This window comes from Streptomyces sp. NPDC021096, assembly GCF_040641275.1.
In the GTDB taxonomy this organism is placed as follows: domain Bacteria; phylum Actinomycetota; class Actinomycetes; order Streptomycetales; family Streptomycetaceae; genus Streptomyces.
In genome coordinates, this window is record NZ_JBFADG010000024.1 from 28,099 (window position 1) to 44,566 (window position 16,468).

15 protein-coding genes and 1 riboswitch are annotated in these 16,468 nt (G+C 73.2%); of the genes, 1 reads left to right on the forward strand and 14 read right to left on the reverse strand.

What is annotated here, in order from left to right; all coding sequences use genetic code 11:
• Positions 1–226: 226 nt before the first annotated feature.
• From AB0G59_RS24210 to AB0G59_RS24240, 7 genes are all read right to left on the reverse strand, one after another.
• Positions 227–742 (reverse strand): Appr-1-p processing protein, encoded by a 516-nt coding sequence (locus AB0G59_RS24210; RefSeq protein WP_360915375.1) that lies wholly within the window; start codon positions 740–742, stop codon positions 227–229.
• A 61-nt stretch (positions 743–803) separates the two neighbouring features.
• Positions 804–1,643, reverse strand: a complete 840-nt coding sequence (locus tag AB0G59_RS24215) for a hypothetical protein (RefSeq protein WP_360915223.1) — start codon at positions 1,641–1,643, stop codon at positions 804–806.
• Between the two features lie 132 nt (positions 1,644–1,775).
• On the reverse strand, positions 1,776–2,669 hold the full coding sequence (locus AB0G59_RS24220; RefSeq protein WP_360915226.1) for an alpha/beta hydrolase: 894 nt from the start codon (positions 2,667–2,669) through the stop codon (positions 1,776–1,778).
• Between the two features lie 93 nt (positions 2,670–2,762).
• Positions 2,763–4,232, reverse strand: coding sequence for a UDP-N-acetylmuramoyl-L-alanyl-D-glutamate--2,6-diaminopimelate ligase (locus AB0G59_RS24225; RefSeq protein WP_360915229.1), 1,470 nt, complete (start codon positions 4,230–4,232; stop codon positions 2,763–2,765).
• Between the two features lie 371 nt (positions 4,233–4,603).
• Positions 4,604–7,141 (reverse strand): DUF2156 domain-containing protein, encoded by a 2,538-nt coding sequence (locus tag AB0G59_RS24230; RefSeq protein ID WP_360915232.1) that lies wholly within the window; start codon positions 7,139–7,141, stop codon positions 4,604–4,606.
• Positions 7,138–8,511: an alpha/beta hydrolase-fold protein gene (locus AB0G59_RS24235; protein WP_360915235.1), complete on the reverse strand. Its 1,374-nt coding sequence runs from the start codon at positions 8,509–8,511 to the stop codon at positions 7,138–7,140. The genes AB0G59_RS24230 and AB0G59_RS24235 overlap by 4 nt, the downstream gene beginning before the upstream one ends.
• A 15-nt stretch (positions 8,512–8,526) precedes the next feature.
• Positions 8,527–9,060 (reverse strand): hypothetical protein, encoded by a 534-nt coding sequence (locus AB0G59_RS24240; protein ID WP_360915238.1) that lies wholly within the window; start codon positions 9,058–9,060, stop codon positions 8,527–8,529.
• 232 nt (positions 9,061–9,292) lie between these two features.
• On the opposite strand from AB0G59_RS24240, the gene AB0G59_RS24245 reads away from it, so the two are divergent.
• Complete coding sequence (locus AB0G59_RS24245; RefSeq protein ID WP_360915241.1) at positions 9,293–9,712, forward strand: YchJ family protein; 420 nt, start codon at positions 9,293–9,295, stop codon at positions 9,710–9,712.
• A gap of 18 nt (positions 9,713–9,730) precedes the next feature.
• On the opposite strand, the gene AB0G59_RS24250 is transcribed toward AB0G59_RS24245, so the two are convergent.
• The 7 genes from AB0G59_RS24250 to AB0G59_RS24280 all read right to left on the reverse strand — a co-directional run bounded on the left by AB0G59_RS24250 (position 9,731) and on the right by AB0G59_RS24280 (position 16,428).
• Positions 9,731–11,236, reverse strand: a complete 1,506-nt coding sequence (locus AB0G59_RS24250) for a carboxylesterase family protein (RefSeq protein ID WP_360915244.1) — start codon at positions 11,234–11,236, stop codon at positions 9,731–9,733.
• Positions 11,237–11,319: 83 nt separating this feature from the next.
• Positions 11,320–11,793 (reverse strand): C40 family peptidase, encoded by a 474-nt coding sequence (locus AB0G59_RS24255; protein ID WP_071966816.1) that lies wholly within the window; start codon positions 11,791–11,793, stop codon positions 11,320–11,322.
• Between the two features lie 3 nt (positions 11,794–11,796).
• Positions 11,797–11,950, reverse strand: a riboswitch (cyclic di-AMP (ydaO/yuaA leader).
• Positions 11,951–12,195: 245 nt separating this feature from the next.
• A complete protein-coding gene (locus AB0G59_RS24260; protein ID WP_360915247.1) occupies positions 12,196–13,083 on the reverse strand; it encodes an endo alpha-1,4 polygalactosaminidase in 888 nt (295 codons plus the stop codon).
• Entirely contained in the window at positions 13,050–13,730 is a 681-nt protein-coding gene (locus AB0G59_RS24265; protein ID WP_071966978.1) for a spherulation-specific family 4 protein, read from the reverse strand. Before AB0G59_RS24265 ends, AB0G59_RS24260 begins: the two co-directional genes overlap by 34 nt.
• A complete protein-coding gene (locus AB0G59_RS24270; RefSeq protein ID WP_360915251.1) occupies positions 13,727–14,644 on the reverse strand; it encodes an NAD-dependent epimerase/dehydratase family protein in 918 nt (305 codons plus the stop codon). The genes AB0G59_RS24265 and AB0G59_RS24270 overlap by 4 nt, the downstream gene beginning before the upstream one ends.
• A gap of 9 nt (positions 14,645–14,653) precedes the next feature.
• Positions 14,654–15,367 carry a sugar phosphate nucleotidyltransferase gene (locus AB0G59_RS24275; RefSeq protein WP_071966818.1) on the reverse strand — a complete coding sequence of 238 codons (714 nt, stop codon included), beginning with the start codon at positions 15,365–15,367 and terminating at the stop codon, positions 14,654–14,656.
• 59 nt (positions 15,368–15,426) lie between these two features.
• Entirely contained in the window at positions 15,427–16,428 is a 1,002-nt protein-coding gene (locus tag AB0G59_RS24280; protein ID WP_360915254.1) for an SDR family NAD(P)-dependent oxidoreductase, read from the reverse strand.
• Between the last annotated feature and the right edge of the window lie 40 nt (positions 16,429–16,468).

Here is a 16,468-nt window from a genome sequence, read left to right on the forward strand (position 1 = left end):
GACCACCGTGCACACCGCTCCCGCCCCACTCTGCGGCGGCACGCGGCACGGGTTCGTCATCGCCCGGACGGCCCATCAGAGCACGCGCTGTCAGCCCGCCGGGACGCCTTCGGCGTCTGCGAGGGGGCGGCGTCCCCAGGCGGAGACGGTGACTCGTCAGCGCCCCCAGCCCGATGCCGCCCACCCGGGCGAATCCGGGCCTGCCGCCCCGTATCCGTCTCCGTACTCAGATCGCCGGGAGCGCAGGCCTGAGTACCGGAACGTCGTAGACGGTGGTGGTGATCCCGCGGGCGGCAAGGTGAGTGGTGAGGAGCGGTTCGATGCGGTCCCATGTGCCGCCGGCCAGGCCGCACCCGATCCGGGGCAGGTGGGCGGATGCTCCCAGGCGGGTGCAGTGCGTGGCGAGTGCCGTCAACGCGGTGGCGAGCGCCTCGTAGCGGATCGGGGCGTCGGTTCGTCCCCGGCGGGCGATACCGCGCTGTCCGATCATGTTCGCCACCCATATGCCGTCCTCGACGGGCACCAGCTGGACCGCGCCCAGGGCGAAGTCGTTGCCCGGGCGGCCGCGTTCGCGGTACCAGGTCCGGTAGGCGGCCTCGGGGGCCTTCCAGCGCTGCGAGACGGCGGCGACGAAGCCGCGGCCCCAGCCGCCGATGTCGTTGCAGACGTGCGCGATGACCTTCGGGCCATCGCTGCCGGACACCGCGGTGGCATCGCCCACCGCGTATTGCACCATGTTGATCACAGCCCCACCGTAGGAGCTGCCACTGACAATCGGCGGTGGCCGGCGGGGAAGCCCGGCCTCAGCCGCCCACGCACTTGAGCGTCGGACCCACGAGCATGTTGCCCGTGTACATGTCCTGCCCCTTGGGCAGCCAGTAGCCCATTTTGGAGACGACGGCCGAGCAGCGCTTGCCCATGTGGACGTGCACCTTGACCACGTAGGGCCGTCCCGGCTGGAGGTTGATCACGTCGCAGTTGAGGATGTGCGGGTGGCGGGCCTTGGACGGGTAGGCACCCGACAGCGGGTTGCTGCACTGGGTGTCGGGGGAGGTCAGCTTGAGCCCGCTGTCCGAGGCGCCGATCAGGCCCAGGCGCGTGTTGCTGTCGCCGTCGAGCCCCAGACGGCGGATGGTGTACGTCACGACAGTGGTGCGGCCGGCCCGCACGGTCCCCGGCGTGACGTCGATCCGGTGCGTCGCCTTGGGCGCCGGCCAGCTCAGGGTGATCGTGGACGTCCGCCGCACGGGGAAGTCGACGCCCGCCGGTACGGACCGCACGCGGAGCGTGGTGGTGAGCACGTACGTCCCCGGCCCCGGATACCCCGTCCGCCGCGTGAGCTCCCCGGAGGCGACCTCCCGGCCACCACGCGTCATCCGCCACGACCCGGAGGTGTCACAGGCGATCCGCCGGCACTCCGCGGGCGCGGTCACGGTCATGAACGCGTGGTCCAGCGCCACACACGTGCCGACCTTCGCCGACTGCCCGTCCTTGCCCTTGACCAGGACGCCCGGAAAGCAGCGCTGCGTCGAAGCGGCGCCCGGCACCGGCGCGGCGGGCGTCGAGGGCGCCGCGTACACCCCCGTCGGCACGACGAACAACGCGGACAGGGCCAACGACCGAGCGAGCACCTTCAGGACCATCGTGAGCTCCCGGAGTCCGAGCAACGAACACCGGAAATTCTGGGATCCCGCCCCGCCGAACACCCCTCACGCCACGCCTCGGACCGGCCAATGGCCTCCGATGGCGGAACGCACGGGCCACGCCCGCCCGCCTCAGCCTTCCACCGTGCGCTCCGCGATGGCGCCGAGCAGTCGCTCCGTCTCGGTGACGATGATCCGGGGTTCGGTCGTCGGGACCATGTGGTCCGCCTGTCGTGCGTGGACGTGCCGTCCCCTCGGGGACTGTCGGGCCCGGTACGCGTGGGCGGCGTTCACGGACTCGCGGGCCCGGGGGCTCATGCCCGGGGTGGGCAGGGTGGCGGAGATGACGGTGACCGGGATGTCGCCGAGGGCGGGTGGGTGGTCGCGCAGGGCGCGCAAGTCGGGCTCGATGGCGGTCTGTTCGGCGCCCATGGTGCGCATCACGGCGACGGTGAAGGCCTCCGCGCGCATGTCGGCGGCGGCGTCGGGCGGCAGGGCGGCGGTCACCTTGCGGAAGAGGAGGCCGAACAATCCCAGGCGGGCCAGCAGCAGGGCGAGCCGGTGGCGGATCTTCTCCTGTCTGCGGACGGAGCGTTCGAAGAGCAGGTCGCAGTCCTCGTCCGTGGGGTCGACGAGCACGAGCCCCGCGATCCGCCCGGGCCGGGCCGCCGCGGCGAGGCGGACGACCGGGCCGCCCCAGCTGTGGCCGACCAGGATGTACGGCCCCGGCCCGAGGTGGTCCAGCAGGTCGCCCAAGTCGGCTGCGAGCCGGGGAAGATCGCGCCGCCCCGACGGATCGGGGGCGCTGCGGCCGAGGCCGCTGCGGTCGTAGACCACCGCCCGCGCCGAGCGCGCCACGGCCTGCTGGACCAGTGCCCAGTACGACCGGGTCGACGCCAGGCCCCCTTCGAACACCACGGTCGCCGGCCCGCCTCCGGCAGGCCCCACGAGCTCCATATAGAACAGCTCGCGGCCGTCACGGGTCCGTACGGTGCCGGGTGTGCCCTGGCTGTGCTGTCGCTGCATCACTATCCGTCCCCACCGGCGGATCCGGTCAGTCGCCCGACCGAAGATTTACTTAGGTTAGCCTAAGCTACCTTCGGGCTGCTCGCCAGGCCGTCACGCCCCGGCGAGTTCACGCACGGTCGCCATGTCGCTGAAGGGCAGCAGCTGTTCGCCGACGATCTGGTGCGGCTCGCTGCCCTTTCCGGCGACCAGGACGACGTCGTCCGGGCCCGCGGCGGACAGGGCGAACGCGAGCGCCTCACGACGGTCGGCGAACCGTTCGAAGGGCGTGCCGGTCGCGGCGAGGCCCGGGGCGATCTGGTCGAGGATGGCCCCGGGGTCTTCGGTGCGGGGGTTGTCCGAGGTGAGGACACACAGGTCGGAGAGGGTTCCGGCGATCCTTCCCATCTCGGCGCGCTTGGTGGTGTCCCGGTCCCCGCCGCAGCCGAAGACGGTGATCGTCCGGCCCCGGGCGAAGCCGCGGATGGTGGTCAGGACCTTGTGCAGGGAGTCCGGCGAGTGGGCGTAGTCCACGATCACGGACGTGCCGCGCGGGGTCCGGAAGCGTTCGAACCGGCCCGGGACCGGAGGCATCCGTTCGAGCGCGGCGACCAGCCCGGCCAGGTCGTGCCCCAGGGCATGGCAGGCCGCCACGGTGGCCAGCGCGTTGGCCACCGAGAACCGCCCCGGAACGGGAATCGCCGCCGGGTACTTGCCGCCGTCGTGGTGCAGGGTGAACCGCGTGCCGCAGGCGTCCACCGTGACGTCGGTGGCCCGGTAGTCCGCCTCGGCGTCCAGGGCGTACGTCGCCACCGCGCCGGGCATCAGCGCCCGGATCCGGTCGCTGACGGCGTCGTCGGCGTTGACCACGGCACGCCGGCACAGGCCCTGGAACAGGCGCATCTTGGCGTCGCGGTAGTGCGCCATCGTGCCGTGATCGTCCAGGTGGTCCTGCGTGAGGTTGGTGAAGACCCCGACGTCGGCGAACGTACGGTCCACCCGGTGATTCAGCAGGCCCATGGACGTGGCCTCCAGCACCACGCTGCCGGCCCCCGCGTCGCGCATGCACCCCAGCAGGTACTGCAGATCCGGGGACTCCGGGGTGGTCAGCACCGACCTCGGCATCGGAATCGGTTCGTCGCCGATCCGGCTGCCGGCCGTCCCGATGACGCCCACCTTCGCGCCCGCGGAGATCCGCAGCACCGACTCGACCATGTACGACACCGAGGTCTTCCCGTTGGTGCCGGTGACCGCCACCACGTCCATGTCCCGTCCCGGCTCGCCGAAGTAGCGGGAGGCGACGACCGCGGCCGCCGTACGGACGTCGGGCACCCGCACCACGCAGCCGTCCGACGCCGCGGGCACCAGCGCGCCGCCGCCCACGAGCACGGCGGCCGCGCCGCGCGCGAGGGCCGGCGCCACGGCGCCGGGGCCGCCCGCACGGTGGCCGGGGACGGCGATGAACAGCGACCCCGGCGTCACCCGGTCGACGTCGAAGGTCGTTCCGGCGGTGATCCGCGTCTTCTCCGGGTCGCCCCGGACGACGTCGTGCTCGTGCCCGGCCAACAGCTCGCTCAGCTTCACAATGATCCCTTCGAGGGGTGGCTCGGCCCGTTCGTGCGGCGTCGCCGGACGGAAGCGCCGACGGCGGATCCGGGACTGCGGTGCTGCGTGGAGCAGGAAAGACCCTGCGGCGCCGTGGACGAGCGGCGGGACGGAGGCAGGGTGTCGTGGTGAAGCGCTAGCCGTGGCCGTGCAACGCGAGGCGGCCGGTCCCGCTCGCCTCGGCCTCGGCTGCGGTCGCGGGGCCGGCGACCACCGGACCCGCAGCGACTGGGGACGGCGCACAGGTGGCCTGCGGCAGGCTCTCCCTCACGGCACGTGTGCGCCCCATGGAGCCGAGTGTACGTCCGGCCGGGCGCCGCCGACGCCACCGCTCGGCGCCCGCCCGTCCCTCACGAGGAGAACTGCCGCACCAGCCGCACCCCTTGTGCCGCCGTCATGTGGGGCAGGTACGCCTTGGTGACCGCACGGGTGATCAGTGGCAGGGCGGCCGGGTCCGGGTAGGCCATGAACATGGGGCGGTACTGGGGCTGGAACTTCGCCTTGAAGTTGAGCAGGGAGCGGAAGCCGTAGACCGGTTCGAGGACCTTGCCGCCGTAGTCGAGGACGCGTTGCAGCGCCACCGGCGGCTCTTCCGTGGCCTTGCGGGCCAGGGGGGCGCCCGACAGGCTCAGGAAGCGGGCGCCCTCCTCCTTGAAGCCCAGTGCCGCAGAGGCGATCAGGAATTCCATCGAGCCCCGGAAGCCGCTCGCCCGGCGCCGCATGAAGTCCAGCGTCCAGCCGACCGGCCGGCCCTCCGCGTACACCGGCATCCAGCTGGTGATCCCGTGCACCGTGCGGTCGGCGTCCACCGCGATCAGGCAGCGCACCGCCGGATCGTCGAGCTCCTCGAGGCCGCCCAGGGTGAAGCCCATCTCCGGGAGGCCCTTGTCGGCGACCCACTCCTCGGAGATCGACCGCACCTGGTCGGTGATCGCGACGGGGGCGTCGGGGTAGGACCACCACTCGGCGGTGATGCCCTCCTTCTTCGCCTTGTTCAGGGCCGTGCGCACGTCCTGCCACTTCTTTCCCGTGAAGGCCAGGTCCGGCAGCGGCACCACGGTGTCCTCGGCGACCTGCACCGACCGCCAGCCCAGCGCCTCGGCGGCCTCGCGGGCCGGCGCGTCCACGGTGTAGAAGCAGGGGGTCCAGCCGCGTTCGTCGCAGAAGCGGGAGAAGCCGGCGACGGCGTCCGCCCGGGCGTCCGGCGCCCCGAACGGGTCGCCGGTGGTCAGCGCCACCGTGGAGATCACCCGGTAGGCGACGGCGGCCCGGCCGTCCGCGGAGAACCAGTAGTAGTTGCCGTCCCAGGTCGTCAGGTAGGACAGGTTCGAGCCGCCGTGCGCGGTCAGGAGCTCCCGGGCGCGTACGGCCGCGTCCGCGTCCGTGTGCAGCCGGGGCCGCCGGAACGTCACCAGCAGGGCGATCAGCGTGACCAGCCAGAAGAGCAGCCCGCAGTAGCGGAAGAGCGCCCCGGCCGTACCGCCCACGGGAACCGGCCAGTCGGTGAAGTAGCCCAGGAAGGCCGGCGGTACGAACTCCGACAGCAGCCCGGACAGCAGGATCCCGAACCCGGCCTGCGGGTCGTACTGGTCCCGTACCGCGTGGCCGACGCCCACGTACGCGGCGCAGGTCAGCAGCAGCGTGCCGCCGACCACGGCCGCGAGCCCCGCCATCGCCGAGCGCGGCAGGCGCAGGTCGAAGCGGGCGCGGGTGACCAGGAGCAGCGCCAGGACCAGGACGGGCAGCAGCATCTGTTCCGCGAAGAGCTGGACGTAGCCGGCGTGGTCCTGGGGCTCGGCGTAGGCGGAGGGGTTGTCGAGGAAGTCCTTGAGCCAATAGGCGAACAGGGCGATCCAGGCCAGGTGCGAGAGGACCGCCAGGGCCCAGGCGAGCCGCAGCCCCCGGCGCAGCCCTTCGGCGAGGACGAGCATCACCACGGGGACGAGGACGGCCATGGCGATGGCCGGGGAGTCGTAGAAGTCGCGGACCGCGTGGATGTAGTGGCAGTCCTGGGCGGACATGCCGCAGGCGTCCTTGATCTCCTCGGGCGTGGGCCGGGTGGAGACGTAGAGGAAGTTGAAGGAGCTGAAGGGGCCGTACGCCTCCTCGTAGAGGATGGCCACCATCGGGCCGATCGCGGAGGCGGCCACGACGAGCGCGACCAGCACCCGGGCCTCGGTGTGGGAGGAGTGCCGCAGCCGCAGGGGGCCGCGCGGGCGGTGGAGCAGGGCGCCCAGGGCGAGGCCGGCCGCCGCGCCGCCCAGCCGCAGCACGCCCTGCAAGTGGCCCACGTACAGGGCCATGACCAGGGCGAACGCCACGATGCCGAGCATGGTGCGGCGACGCCAGAGCGCGGTGAGGCGGTAGCTGAGCACCCCGCCGACGGCGAGCACGCCGACGGTGGGGGTGACGGCCAGGTCCTCGGTGAGGCTGTCCAGCCACTGCTCCCCCGCGGCGGATCCGGCCGCGACCAGGCCGACGCCCAGGAGGGTGCCCGCGATCTGGCCGCCGAGCAGCAGTGCGGCGGTGCGCGCGACGCCCAGGCGGCGCTCGCAGGGGGTGACGAGCAGCAGCACCAGGAGCGTCGAGCCGATGTAGCCGCCGAGCCCGGGGCACCACAGCAGCGAGCTGGCCGGGGTCCACCAGCGGCCCTCGGCCAGGGCGGTGACGCCGACCCCGACGTGCTCCAGCAGGTGCCGGCCCGGGCCGGAGCCCAGCGCGCCGGTCAGCGCCCCCACGATCCACAGCACGGCGAGGAAGGCCAGCGTGAACGGGGCGTGGCGCACGGGCGCCAGGAGGCGGTCGAGCGTGGCGCGCCAGGGGTGCGTGCTGTCGCCGACGACGGGCGCGGGCGGTGGCGGGGGCGGCGGGCCGCCGGTTTCGGTCATCGGATCAGTCCCGTCTCCCGGGCGAGCCAGGGCAGTTGCCGCTCCAGGCCGGGTCGCCAGACCTGCCAGCTGTGGCCGCCGGGCAGCAGCACCCACTCGGCGCGCATCCCGGCCCTGACGGCGGCGTCGTAGACCTTCCGCTGCTGCGGCCGGTAGGTGGCGTCGTCGGTGCCGGCGACGAACGCCGCCTTGGTGTCGGGGAAGCGCTGCCGGGCCATCACGTCCAGCGGGTTGACCTTCTCGTAGGCGGCCGCGTCGCCCCCGAAGGCCTTGTCGATGGTCTTCTGCCGGCTGCCGAGGGTGGGCGCCTCCTGGCCGGAGATGTCGTTGACGACGCCGTAGACCTGCGGGGCGTTGACGCCGAGCTGGAGGGAGCAGGTGCCGCCGAAGGAGATCCCGGAGACGATCCAGGAGGTGCGGGCGGTGGCGACCTGGAGGTGGGAGCGGATCCAGCCGGGCACGTCGACGGCCAGGTAGGTCTGGACCTGGCCGAGCCGGGAGTCCAGGCAGAGGGTGTTGGCGAACTGCGAGCCGAGGGGGTCGGCCACGACCACCACGGGGGCGAGCCCTTGGTGGTCCGCGGCGAAGGCGTTCATCATCTCCACCAGGCGCCCGGAGTTGATCCAGTCGTCGGGCGACCCCGGCTGGCCCGCCATGAGCACGATCACGGGCAGCGGGGGGCGGGGGCTCGCCCGGTAGGCGGGCGGCAGATAGACGTACGCGGAGCGGGCCTTGAAGCCCGAGGCGGTGCCGGGGATGTCGGAGCGGGAGAGCGTGCCGTGCGCCGGCAGGCCGGCCGGTGGCCGCCACACCTCGGAGACGGCCTTGCCCTGCGGCACGTGCAGGACCGGTTCGGTGCGGCCGGTGGCGTCGCCGAGGCTGGTGGTCTTCTGCAGCCAGGCATTGAGGGCCGTACGGGCCGTCGGGTACTGGTCGAAGTGGCGGTTGATCTGCGAGGCGCCCAGCAGCACGGCGCACAGCGCGGCGAGGACCGCACCGGCCCAGTGGCGCGGGCGCAGCAGCGGTATCCGGAACGCCGCCAGGCACAGGCCGAGGACGGCGACGCCCGCCCAGACGACGACGCCGGTCGGCAGCGGGTCGGGGAAGAGTTCGAGCCAGTCGTCGACGGCGACCTGCAGCAGCCAGGTGATCAGCGCGGCGAGGAGCACGGCGAGTGGCGCCCAGCGGGTCCACCACCGGCGTTGCCGGGAGAAGAGCAGCACGGCCAGGGCGCAGCAGCCGAGGACCAGCAGGACGAGCGGGATCCAGCCGCGCACCAGGGACCAGTCCAGCGCTCCCGCGGCCCGCTCGTCCGGGGCGGATGCCGCCGGGGCGAGCGGGCCGGGCCGCGGGAGGCGGGCGGGCGTCACGGTGTCCGGGGCCGCCTAGACCGGCAGGGGTACGGGCAGCGGGGCCGCGCCGCCCACGAGCTTGGGCACCGACGTCAGGAGGGCCTGCAGGTCGGCGAGGACCTGGGCGAGGAGGGCCGTGACCTTGGCGACGTCCTTGGCCAGGACCGCGGCCAGCAGGTCGGTGACGTCCTTGACGAGCTTGTCCAGCTGCGCCTTGACGTCCGCGACGGGGTCGTTGGACGCTCCGTCGTCGTGCCGGTGCGCCCGGGCCCTGACGTCCACGAGCAGGCGGTCGGCCGATTCCTGCAGGCGCTGGCGCAGGTCGCGGAGGTAGTCGACGTCCGGGGTGCGGGAGCGGGCCTCCCTGAGGAACCTCGATCCGAGGGAGAGGGTCTCGCCCAGGCTGCCGATGGAATCGGAGCGGCCGGAGGCCGGGGCCGGCGCGGGTTCCGCCACGGCTATGGAGTCCGTCGCCCGGCCGGAGGCCAGAGCGGGGCCGCAGACGCCCAGGGCGAGCGAGCCGCACACGACGGCGACGGCAGCGGAATGGAGCCGGTTGTTGCCCATGCGAGAAACTCCCTTCACAACACCTGTCGGACGCGACCACCGTCCGCTGGCGCCAGGGGCCGCGCAACCGCTCCCGGCACCGTTCCCGGCCGTCGCCAGGCGGTGAGGCAACCGCGATGACCTGGGAATTCACCCGAAAGAACAGGGAGGGCGGCCGTCCGGCGGCCGTGCAGCCGAAAGGGTTCGTCACACCGGGTGCGGGGCCGGGCCGCGCAGCGGGGAGAATCGGGGGGTGTCCAGAAGAACAAGCGCACGCCGCGCGCCGGCGATCACTGCCACCTCACCGTGCCCCTGCGGGCTCGGCGCACCGTACGGGGACTGCTGCGGCCCCTTCCACCAGGGCCGCGGCGCGGCGCCGACGGCGGAGCGCCTGATGCGCTCGCGCTACAGCGCCTTCGTGGTCGGCGACGCCGCCTATCTGCTGCGGACGTGGCACTCCTCGACGCGGCCGCCCGGCCTGGACTTCGACCGCTCCATCACGTGGACGGGGCTGGAGATCCTGGGCGCCACGGGCGGCAGCGCCTTCCACAGCGAGGGCACGGTGGAGTTCCGCGCCCACTACGAGGTGCGGGGGCAGGCGGACGACCAGCACGAGCTGAGCCGCTTCGTGCGCGAGGACGGGGAGTGGGTCTATCTGGACGCGGTCGGCTGACCGCGTCCGCGTTCCGGGTCAGGGGAGGTCGAAGGGTTCGACGCCGTGTCCTTCCCAGATCCGCCGGGACGCGTCATGGGGATAGGGGGCCGTGCTCACCTCGGCGTCCAGGAGCCGGGTGAGCCGCCCGTCGGTGACCCGGTAGGCCGGCCAGCCGGGGTCGCCGTGGGCGGCGAACGACGCCCACGAGCGGCGGATGTCCTCGGCGAGCGCGAGGGCCTCCGCGGGCGGCGGGTCCTCGCCGAACAGCAGCCGGGCGGCGGGGGCGGAGTAGTTGCCGAAGAGCAGCTGGGCGTCGAGACCGTGGGCCGCGCCCAGCGCGCCGCCCAGCGCGGGCGCGGGCCAGCACAGTTCGTAGAGGTGGGCCGTGCCGCCGCCGGCGGAGTGGGCGTCCGCCAGGTGCAGGGAGGGGACGCGGAAGAGCGCGTCGGCGTGGACGAGGTCGAAGAGAGCGGCAGCGGAGGCGCCCGGGTGGGCGGCGCGGTAGGCGCGCTCGCCGTCGGGTGCGGGGGCGAAGGTCCGCAGCGCCGTCGTGGCGTCCTCCTCGGTGATCTTCTCCAGGCCGCCGGACAGCACCAGGAACGGCCGGAACTCGTCGCGGGTGTGACCGGTCAGCAGGCCGACCTCGCTCGCGCGGCCGTCGCGCAGGCTCCGCCAGGGCACGTCCGGCACCAGGTCGCCGTCCACGACGGGGCAGAAGGGGACGCCCGAGCGGGCCAGCCGGCCCCAGCGGTCCACGTGGGCGGGCAGGCCCGCCATCAGTACGTCCACCTCCTCGGCCAGGCGCTGCGGCGCGATCGCCGCGAGGGAGGCGGCGGTGGGGGCGGCGCCGAGCCGGGCGGCGAAGGTCTGTGCGACGTCCTTCGCGAGGGCGGGGGTGACGTAGAGGCCCGGTACGGACTGGGTGATGGCCCGTCGGAAGAGGCCGGCGGTCAGGGGTGCCGCCAGCAGGGTGGCGATGGAGCCCGCTCCGGCGGACTGTCCGCAGAGGGTGACCCGGTCCGGGTTGCCGCCGAAGCGGGCGATGTTCTGCCGCACCCATTCCAGGGCCGCGATCTGGTCGAGCAGGGCGCGGTTGGCGGGGGCGCCGGCGAGCTGGGCGAGGCCCTCGGCGCCCACCCGGTAGTTGACGGTGACCACGACCAGGCCGTGCCGGGCTATGTGCGCGGCGTCGTACAGGGGGTCGTTCGTGGCGCCGGAGACGTAGCCGCCGCCCGGGATCCACACCAGGACCGGCAGCCCGGATCCGCCGGGGTCCGGGGTCCAGACGTTCAGGGTGAGCCAGTCGGTGCCCGGTATGTCTCCGGGGGCACGGAAGGGCCCGGACTGCGGGGGCGGCGGCCCGAACTCCACGGCCTCCCTGACCCCGTCCCAGGCCGGGGGCGGCTGGGGTGCGGCGAAGCGCAGCTCGCCCACCGGTGGCCGGGCGTAGGGGATGCCGCGGAAGACCGCGAGTTGCTCCTCGGTCCGTCCCCGGACCGCGCCCTGGACCGTGTGCGTCTCCACGCCGCTGCCGCTGGCCATCCGCGCCCCTTCCCGAAACCGCCGGACGGGCTGGATTCTGGGCCCGTCCGGCGTCCCGGGACAAGGGGGCCGACGCTGAGCGGCTACTTCACGCGGCCGTACCAGACGCTGTTGGTCCAGATCTTCTCCAGCCGGACGGAGCCGCCGGGCTTGGGAGAGTGCCAGATCTTGTTGCTACCCGCGTAGATCCCCACGTGGTAGACGTTGCTGCCGGAGTGGAAGAAGACGAGGTCACCGACCTGACGCGAGCCGCTGGACAGGTGCCGGGTGGAGTTGTACTGGCTCTGGGCGGTGCGCGGGAGGTTCTTGCCGACCTTCTTGAACGAGTAGAGCGTCAGGCCCGAGCAGTCGAACCGGTTCGGTCCCGTGGCGCCGTACTGGTAGGGCGAGCCCTTCTTGGAGGCCGCGACCTTCAGTGCCTGCTCGCCCGGGGTCGCCGCCTGGGCGCCGGTGGCGAGGCCGGGGATGAGCACCGATGCCGCGAGCGTGGCGGCGGTGAGGGCCGACGCGGTGCCGGCCCGGGAAGCGAGTGCAGGTATGCGAGGAAACGCAGACATGCCAAAGCCCTTCGGCATCCGCCTACGAAAGATGACCTGTCGGGTTCGGGCTGCGAAGTTGCCCGGCCACGCATGTGGCTTCACCCCAAGGACCACCGCTTTCATGGTCCGTTACCGCTTGGGTCTCCCGCTCCTGCCGATTCATCATTCGATTCCGCACCCGGTGCGGCGGCAGGACTCGGCGTCCGCCCGGGTCGCCCGCCTCGGTGACGGGATCTTGTGTTCGGTGAAAGATCCTGCACCATCAATCGCTCAAATTCGGCGCCGAAACGGTCATCTGTGAACTTCTTCACTTCGGGGTCACACGCGGAACCGCGCCCCCTCCACCACCCGCCGTCTGCGCCTAAACCCGTGTCCCGAGGGGCACTTGAAGCACGGAAGCCCAGGCTCCGCACTGCTCGGTCAGCACGGCTGCCGCCAGGCGTCCAGCTCGAGCTTCTTCTTCATCGAGCTCAGCCCCAGCCGCTTCGCGGTGCCGCAGAACTCCCCCGTCGACAGGTCGTATTCGACATGGAAGACCGCTTTGTTCTGCTTCACGAACGGCGTGAGCTTCTCGCACTCCCCGTACTGCGCGCACTGTTCGTTGACCGCGAAATCGAAGTCCCGTACCAGCTCGGGGATCTGCTCGAGATCGTTCTTCAAACCGATGGCCAGCCCGCGCTCATGAGCCAGCTTCACCAGCATCCGGTTGAACGCCAGCTGATCCGCGGCCGAGAGCGGGAATCCGGTGCGATTGCGAAACCCCTCGGTCAGATCGGGTTCCACCGCGTCGAAACCCTTTTGCCGGCACATGTCGATGCGGGCGGCCATGAGGGGCCGCAAGTCGTCGAGACGGCGGATGTCCAGCCATTTCTCACCGTCCCAGCCCTTGTTGTTCCTGCCGAGCAGGGCTTTGGGAAAACGCGCGTGATCCGGCCGGAAGTCCTCCCAGGCCCCGGCGTTGATGTAACAGATCACTTTGCGGCCCCGGGCGTGCAATCGCGCCACCGTTTCGGCGGAGTTCTCGAAACCGTCGATGTCGTAGACGGGGACGTCCACGGAGGTGTCGACCTGTCCGCCGAGCTGCCACTGCCAGCGGGTGCCCGGCCGCGGCTGCCAGCGCCGGGAGGCCGGCGGCGGGCTGCCGTCCGGCGCCGCCGTCATCCGGTCCACCGGGCTCTCCCCGCCCGGCTCCGCCCCCTCCTCCGACGGGCTCGAACAGGCCGCGAGGACGAGCAGGAGGACACCGAAGAGGCCCGCGCGGGCGCGCCGGCCGGTCACCGGGCCACCGGCAGCGGCGCGCTGCACCACGGGTTGGCCCCGGTCCCCGGCACCGCGCAGTGCACGCCGGCGCCCCGCGCCCCCGCGGTGCGGGCCACCTGCGCCTGCGCTCCCTCGGGCACGCCGTAGACGAGGTGGCAGAAGCGCCCGGGCGGATGGTCGGCCGTCCAGTCGGGCACCCCGGCACGCCGGTAGTCCTCCCAGGCGCCTTCGAAGGTGACGAGGACGTCGGCGAAGGAGGCGTAGCCGGGGTCGGGGTGGGTGCCCGGGTTCAGGACGGCGGTGCGCGCGCCCAGCACCCGGGCGGTCATGACCAGCCACCGGTAGCGCGGCAGCAGTGCGGCGCCCTCGGCCGCCTGGTCGAAGAAGACCCCGTCCACGTCGTACCACCTGCGGTGCCGGCGGACGTCGGCGACCACCGCGCGGGGCGGGCGCCGGCCGTAGGCGGTGTCGACGTAGCCCAGCAGCCGCACGCCCGCGCCGCGCAGCCGCCCGGCGGCGGCCCTGAAGTGCGGGTCGGGGCGGCTGCCGGGGCCGTCGGCGACGTTGAGCACGACCGCGTGCAGGCCGGGGGCGGCCGCCGTCAGCGCGGCCCATTCCCGTGGGTGCGCGGCCGGGTGCGCGTACAGCGGTACGAGCAGGCGCTGTCCGTCGTCCGGCGGTGCGGGGCGTGTCATCGCACCGGCTCCGCGGGCCGGCCGCGGGTCTCGGCCCACAGGTCGGCCAGGGAGTCCTCCAGCCGGTGGCGCGGCACCCACTCCAGGGCGCGGGCGGCGGCCGTGATGTCCGCCTGCTGCCAGGGCACGGCGGCCGAGCGCGGCGAGCCGTCGCCGCCCTCGTCGATCCGGTCCGCCGCCGCCCCGGCGAAGCCGGCGGCCCGCAGCAGCCCCTCGGCGACGTCCCGCACGGGCCGGGCGGTGCCGCCGGCGACGTTCAGGACGCCGGGCAGCGGCCGGGGGGCCGTCACGGCGCGTACGACGGCGTCGGCCACGTCCCGCGCGTCGACGAAGTCGCGGTAGGCGGAGAGGTCTCCGGTGCGTACCCGGTCGTCGGGCCCGGCCCGGTGCAGCTCCTGGGCGAGCCGGCCGGGCAGGGAGGCGGCGGGGGCGCCGGGGCCGACGGGGTTGAACACCCGCAGGACGACGGCGTCGAGGCCGGAGCCGGTGACGGCGAGGGTGCCGGCGAGCTTGCTCGCGCCGTAGAGGCCGAGCGGGCGGGCCGGGTCGGCCTCGGCGACGGGCCGGTGGCCGTCGGACGGGCCGTACTCCGCGGCCGAGCCCAGGTGGACCAGGCGTGCGTCGGGGGCGGCCGCGTGCAGGGCTTCGCACAGGGCGGCGGGGCCACGGGCGTTGACGGCGGTCAGCGCGAGCGCGCTGCCGCCGACCGCGCCGGCGCAGTTGACGACGGCGTCGGGGGCGGCCTCGCGCAGCACGGCCGCGAGGTGGCCGGGGTCCGCCCCGGCCAGGTCGACGGGCAGGGCGGAGCCGGGGGCCCGGCCGCCGTCGAGCACCCGCGCGCCCGGGAGGGCGCGCAGGCGTTCGGCGGCGTGCCGGCCCAGGAAGCCGGTGGCGCCCAGGACGAGAATGCGCATGACGCGCCGTCACGCTCCCTTCATCAGCAGGTCTCGGTGGACGGAGAACTCGGCGTTGGCCCGGTCGTAGTCGTCGGGGCGGCCGATGTCGAGCCAGTAGCCGTCGAAGGCGTAGGCGTTGGGCGGGGTGCCGTCGCCGAGCAGGTCCAGGACCAGTTCGTCGAAGCCCAGCGGCAGGCCGGGGGTGTAGCGGGCGAGGGCGGAGCGGGAGACTCCGTAGACGCCCATGGAGACGCGGTAGTCCATGCTGGGCTTCTCGGCGAAGCCGACGACGCGGCCGGAGTCGGTGGTCAGGACGCCGAAGTCGATGTTGACCTTGCGGGCGTAGGTGGCGATGGTCAGCGGCGCCCGGGAGGCGACGTGGTCGCGCAGGACGTCGCCGAAGTCGAGGTCGGTGAGGATGTCGCCGTTCATGACCAGGAAGTGCTCGGGCAGCCGGTCGGTCATGGTGAGCAGCGGTCCCATGGTGCCCAGCGGGCTCTCCTCGGAGGTGTAGTCGACGTGGATGCCCCACTGGGAGCCGTCGCCCACATAGGCCCGGATGATGTGGCCGAGGTGGCCGATGGCCAGGGTGCAGCTGGTGAATCCGGCGCCGGCCAGCTGGCGCATGACGATCTCGAGGATGGCGTGCTGGTCGCCGATGGGCACCAGGGGCTTGGGCAGTGCGGTGGTGTACGGGCGCAGCCGGACGCCCTTGCCTCCGGCCAGGATCACTACGTGCATGGGTGCCGTTCCTCTCTCGCGATGGGTGGTCTCTCGTCGGGCCGTGCGCGGGGCGGGCGTCAGACGTTGTAGAGGCCGGTCTTGTACCGGCCGAGGTTGACCGGGTCGCGGAAGAAGGCGATGGCTTCGCGCAGGCCTTCTTCGAGGGTGTGGGCGGGGCTCCAGCCGGTGGCGGCCCGCAGCCGGGAGGAGTCGCAGACCAGCCGCATCACTTCGGAGGCGGCGGGCCGCACGCGGGCCGGGTCCTCGCGGACGTCGAGGTCGGTGTCCATGAGCTTGCCGATGAGGGTCACCAGGTCGCCGATGGATATCTCCTCGCCGGTGCCGGAGTTGAAGGTGCGGCCGAGGACGGCGGCGGCGGGCGCGGCGGCGACGGCGCGGAAGGCGGCGACGGTGTCCGCCACATAGCTGAAGTCACGGGTGGGGCGCAGGTCGCCGAGGGTGATGGTGCGTTCCCCGGCGGCGACCTGGCCGATGACGGTGGGGATGACGGCCCGCATGGACTGGCGCGGGCCGAAGGTGTTGAAGGGGCGCAGGGTGACCACGGGAAGGCCGAAGCTGGCGTGGTAGCTGTCGGCGAGCCGGTCGCCGCCCGCCTTGGACGCGGCGTACGGGGACTGGGTGTTGATGGGGTGGTCCTCGGTGATGGGCACGGTCTGCGCGGTGCCGTAGGTCTCGCTGGTGGAGGTGTGGACCAGGCGCGGGACGTCGAGGTGGCGTACGGCCTCGAGGACGTTGAGGGTGCCGGTGACGTTGGTCTCGACGTAGCTGTGCGGGGCCCGGTAGGAGTACGGGATGGCGATGAGCGCGGCCAGGTGGTAGACGGTCTCGGCGCCCTTGACCAGGCCCGTGACGGAGCCGGGGTCGCGGACGTCGCCGAGGACCACCTCGACGTGGTCCAGCACGTCGGCGGGCAGGTCCTCGAGCCAGCCGAAGGACGAGAAGGAGTTGTACTGCACCATCGCGCGGACGCGGTGGCCGTCGGCGACGAGCGCCTGGACGAGGTGCGAGCCGATGAAGCCTTCGGCGCCGGTGACGGCGACGGTTGCCGGTGCGGACATGCGGGTCTCCTCCATGAGGGACGGTGGTGCCGGGGACGTG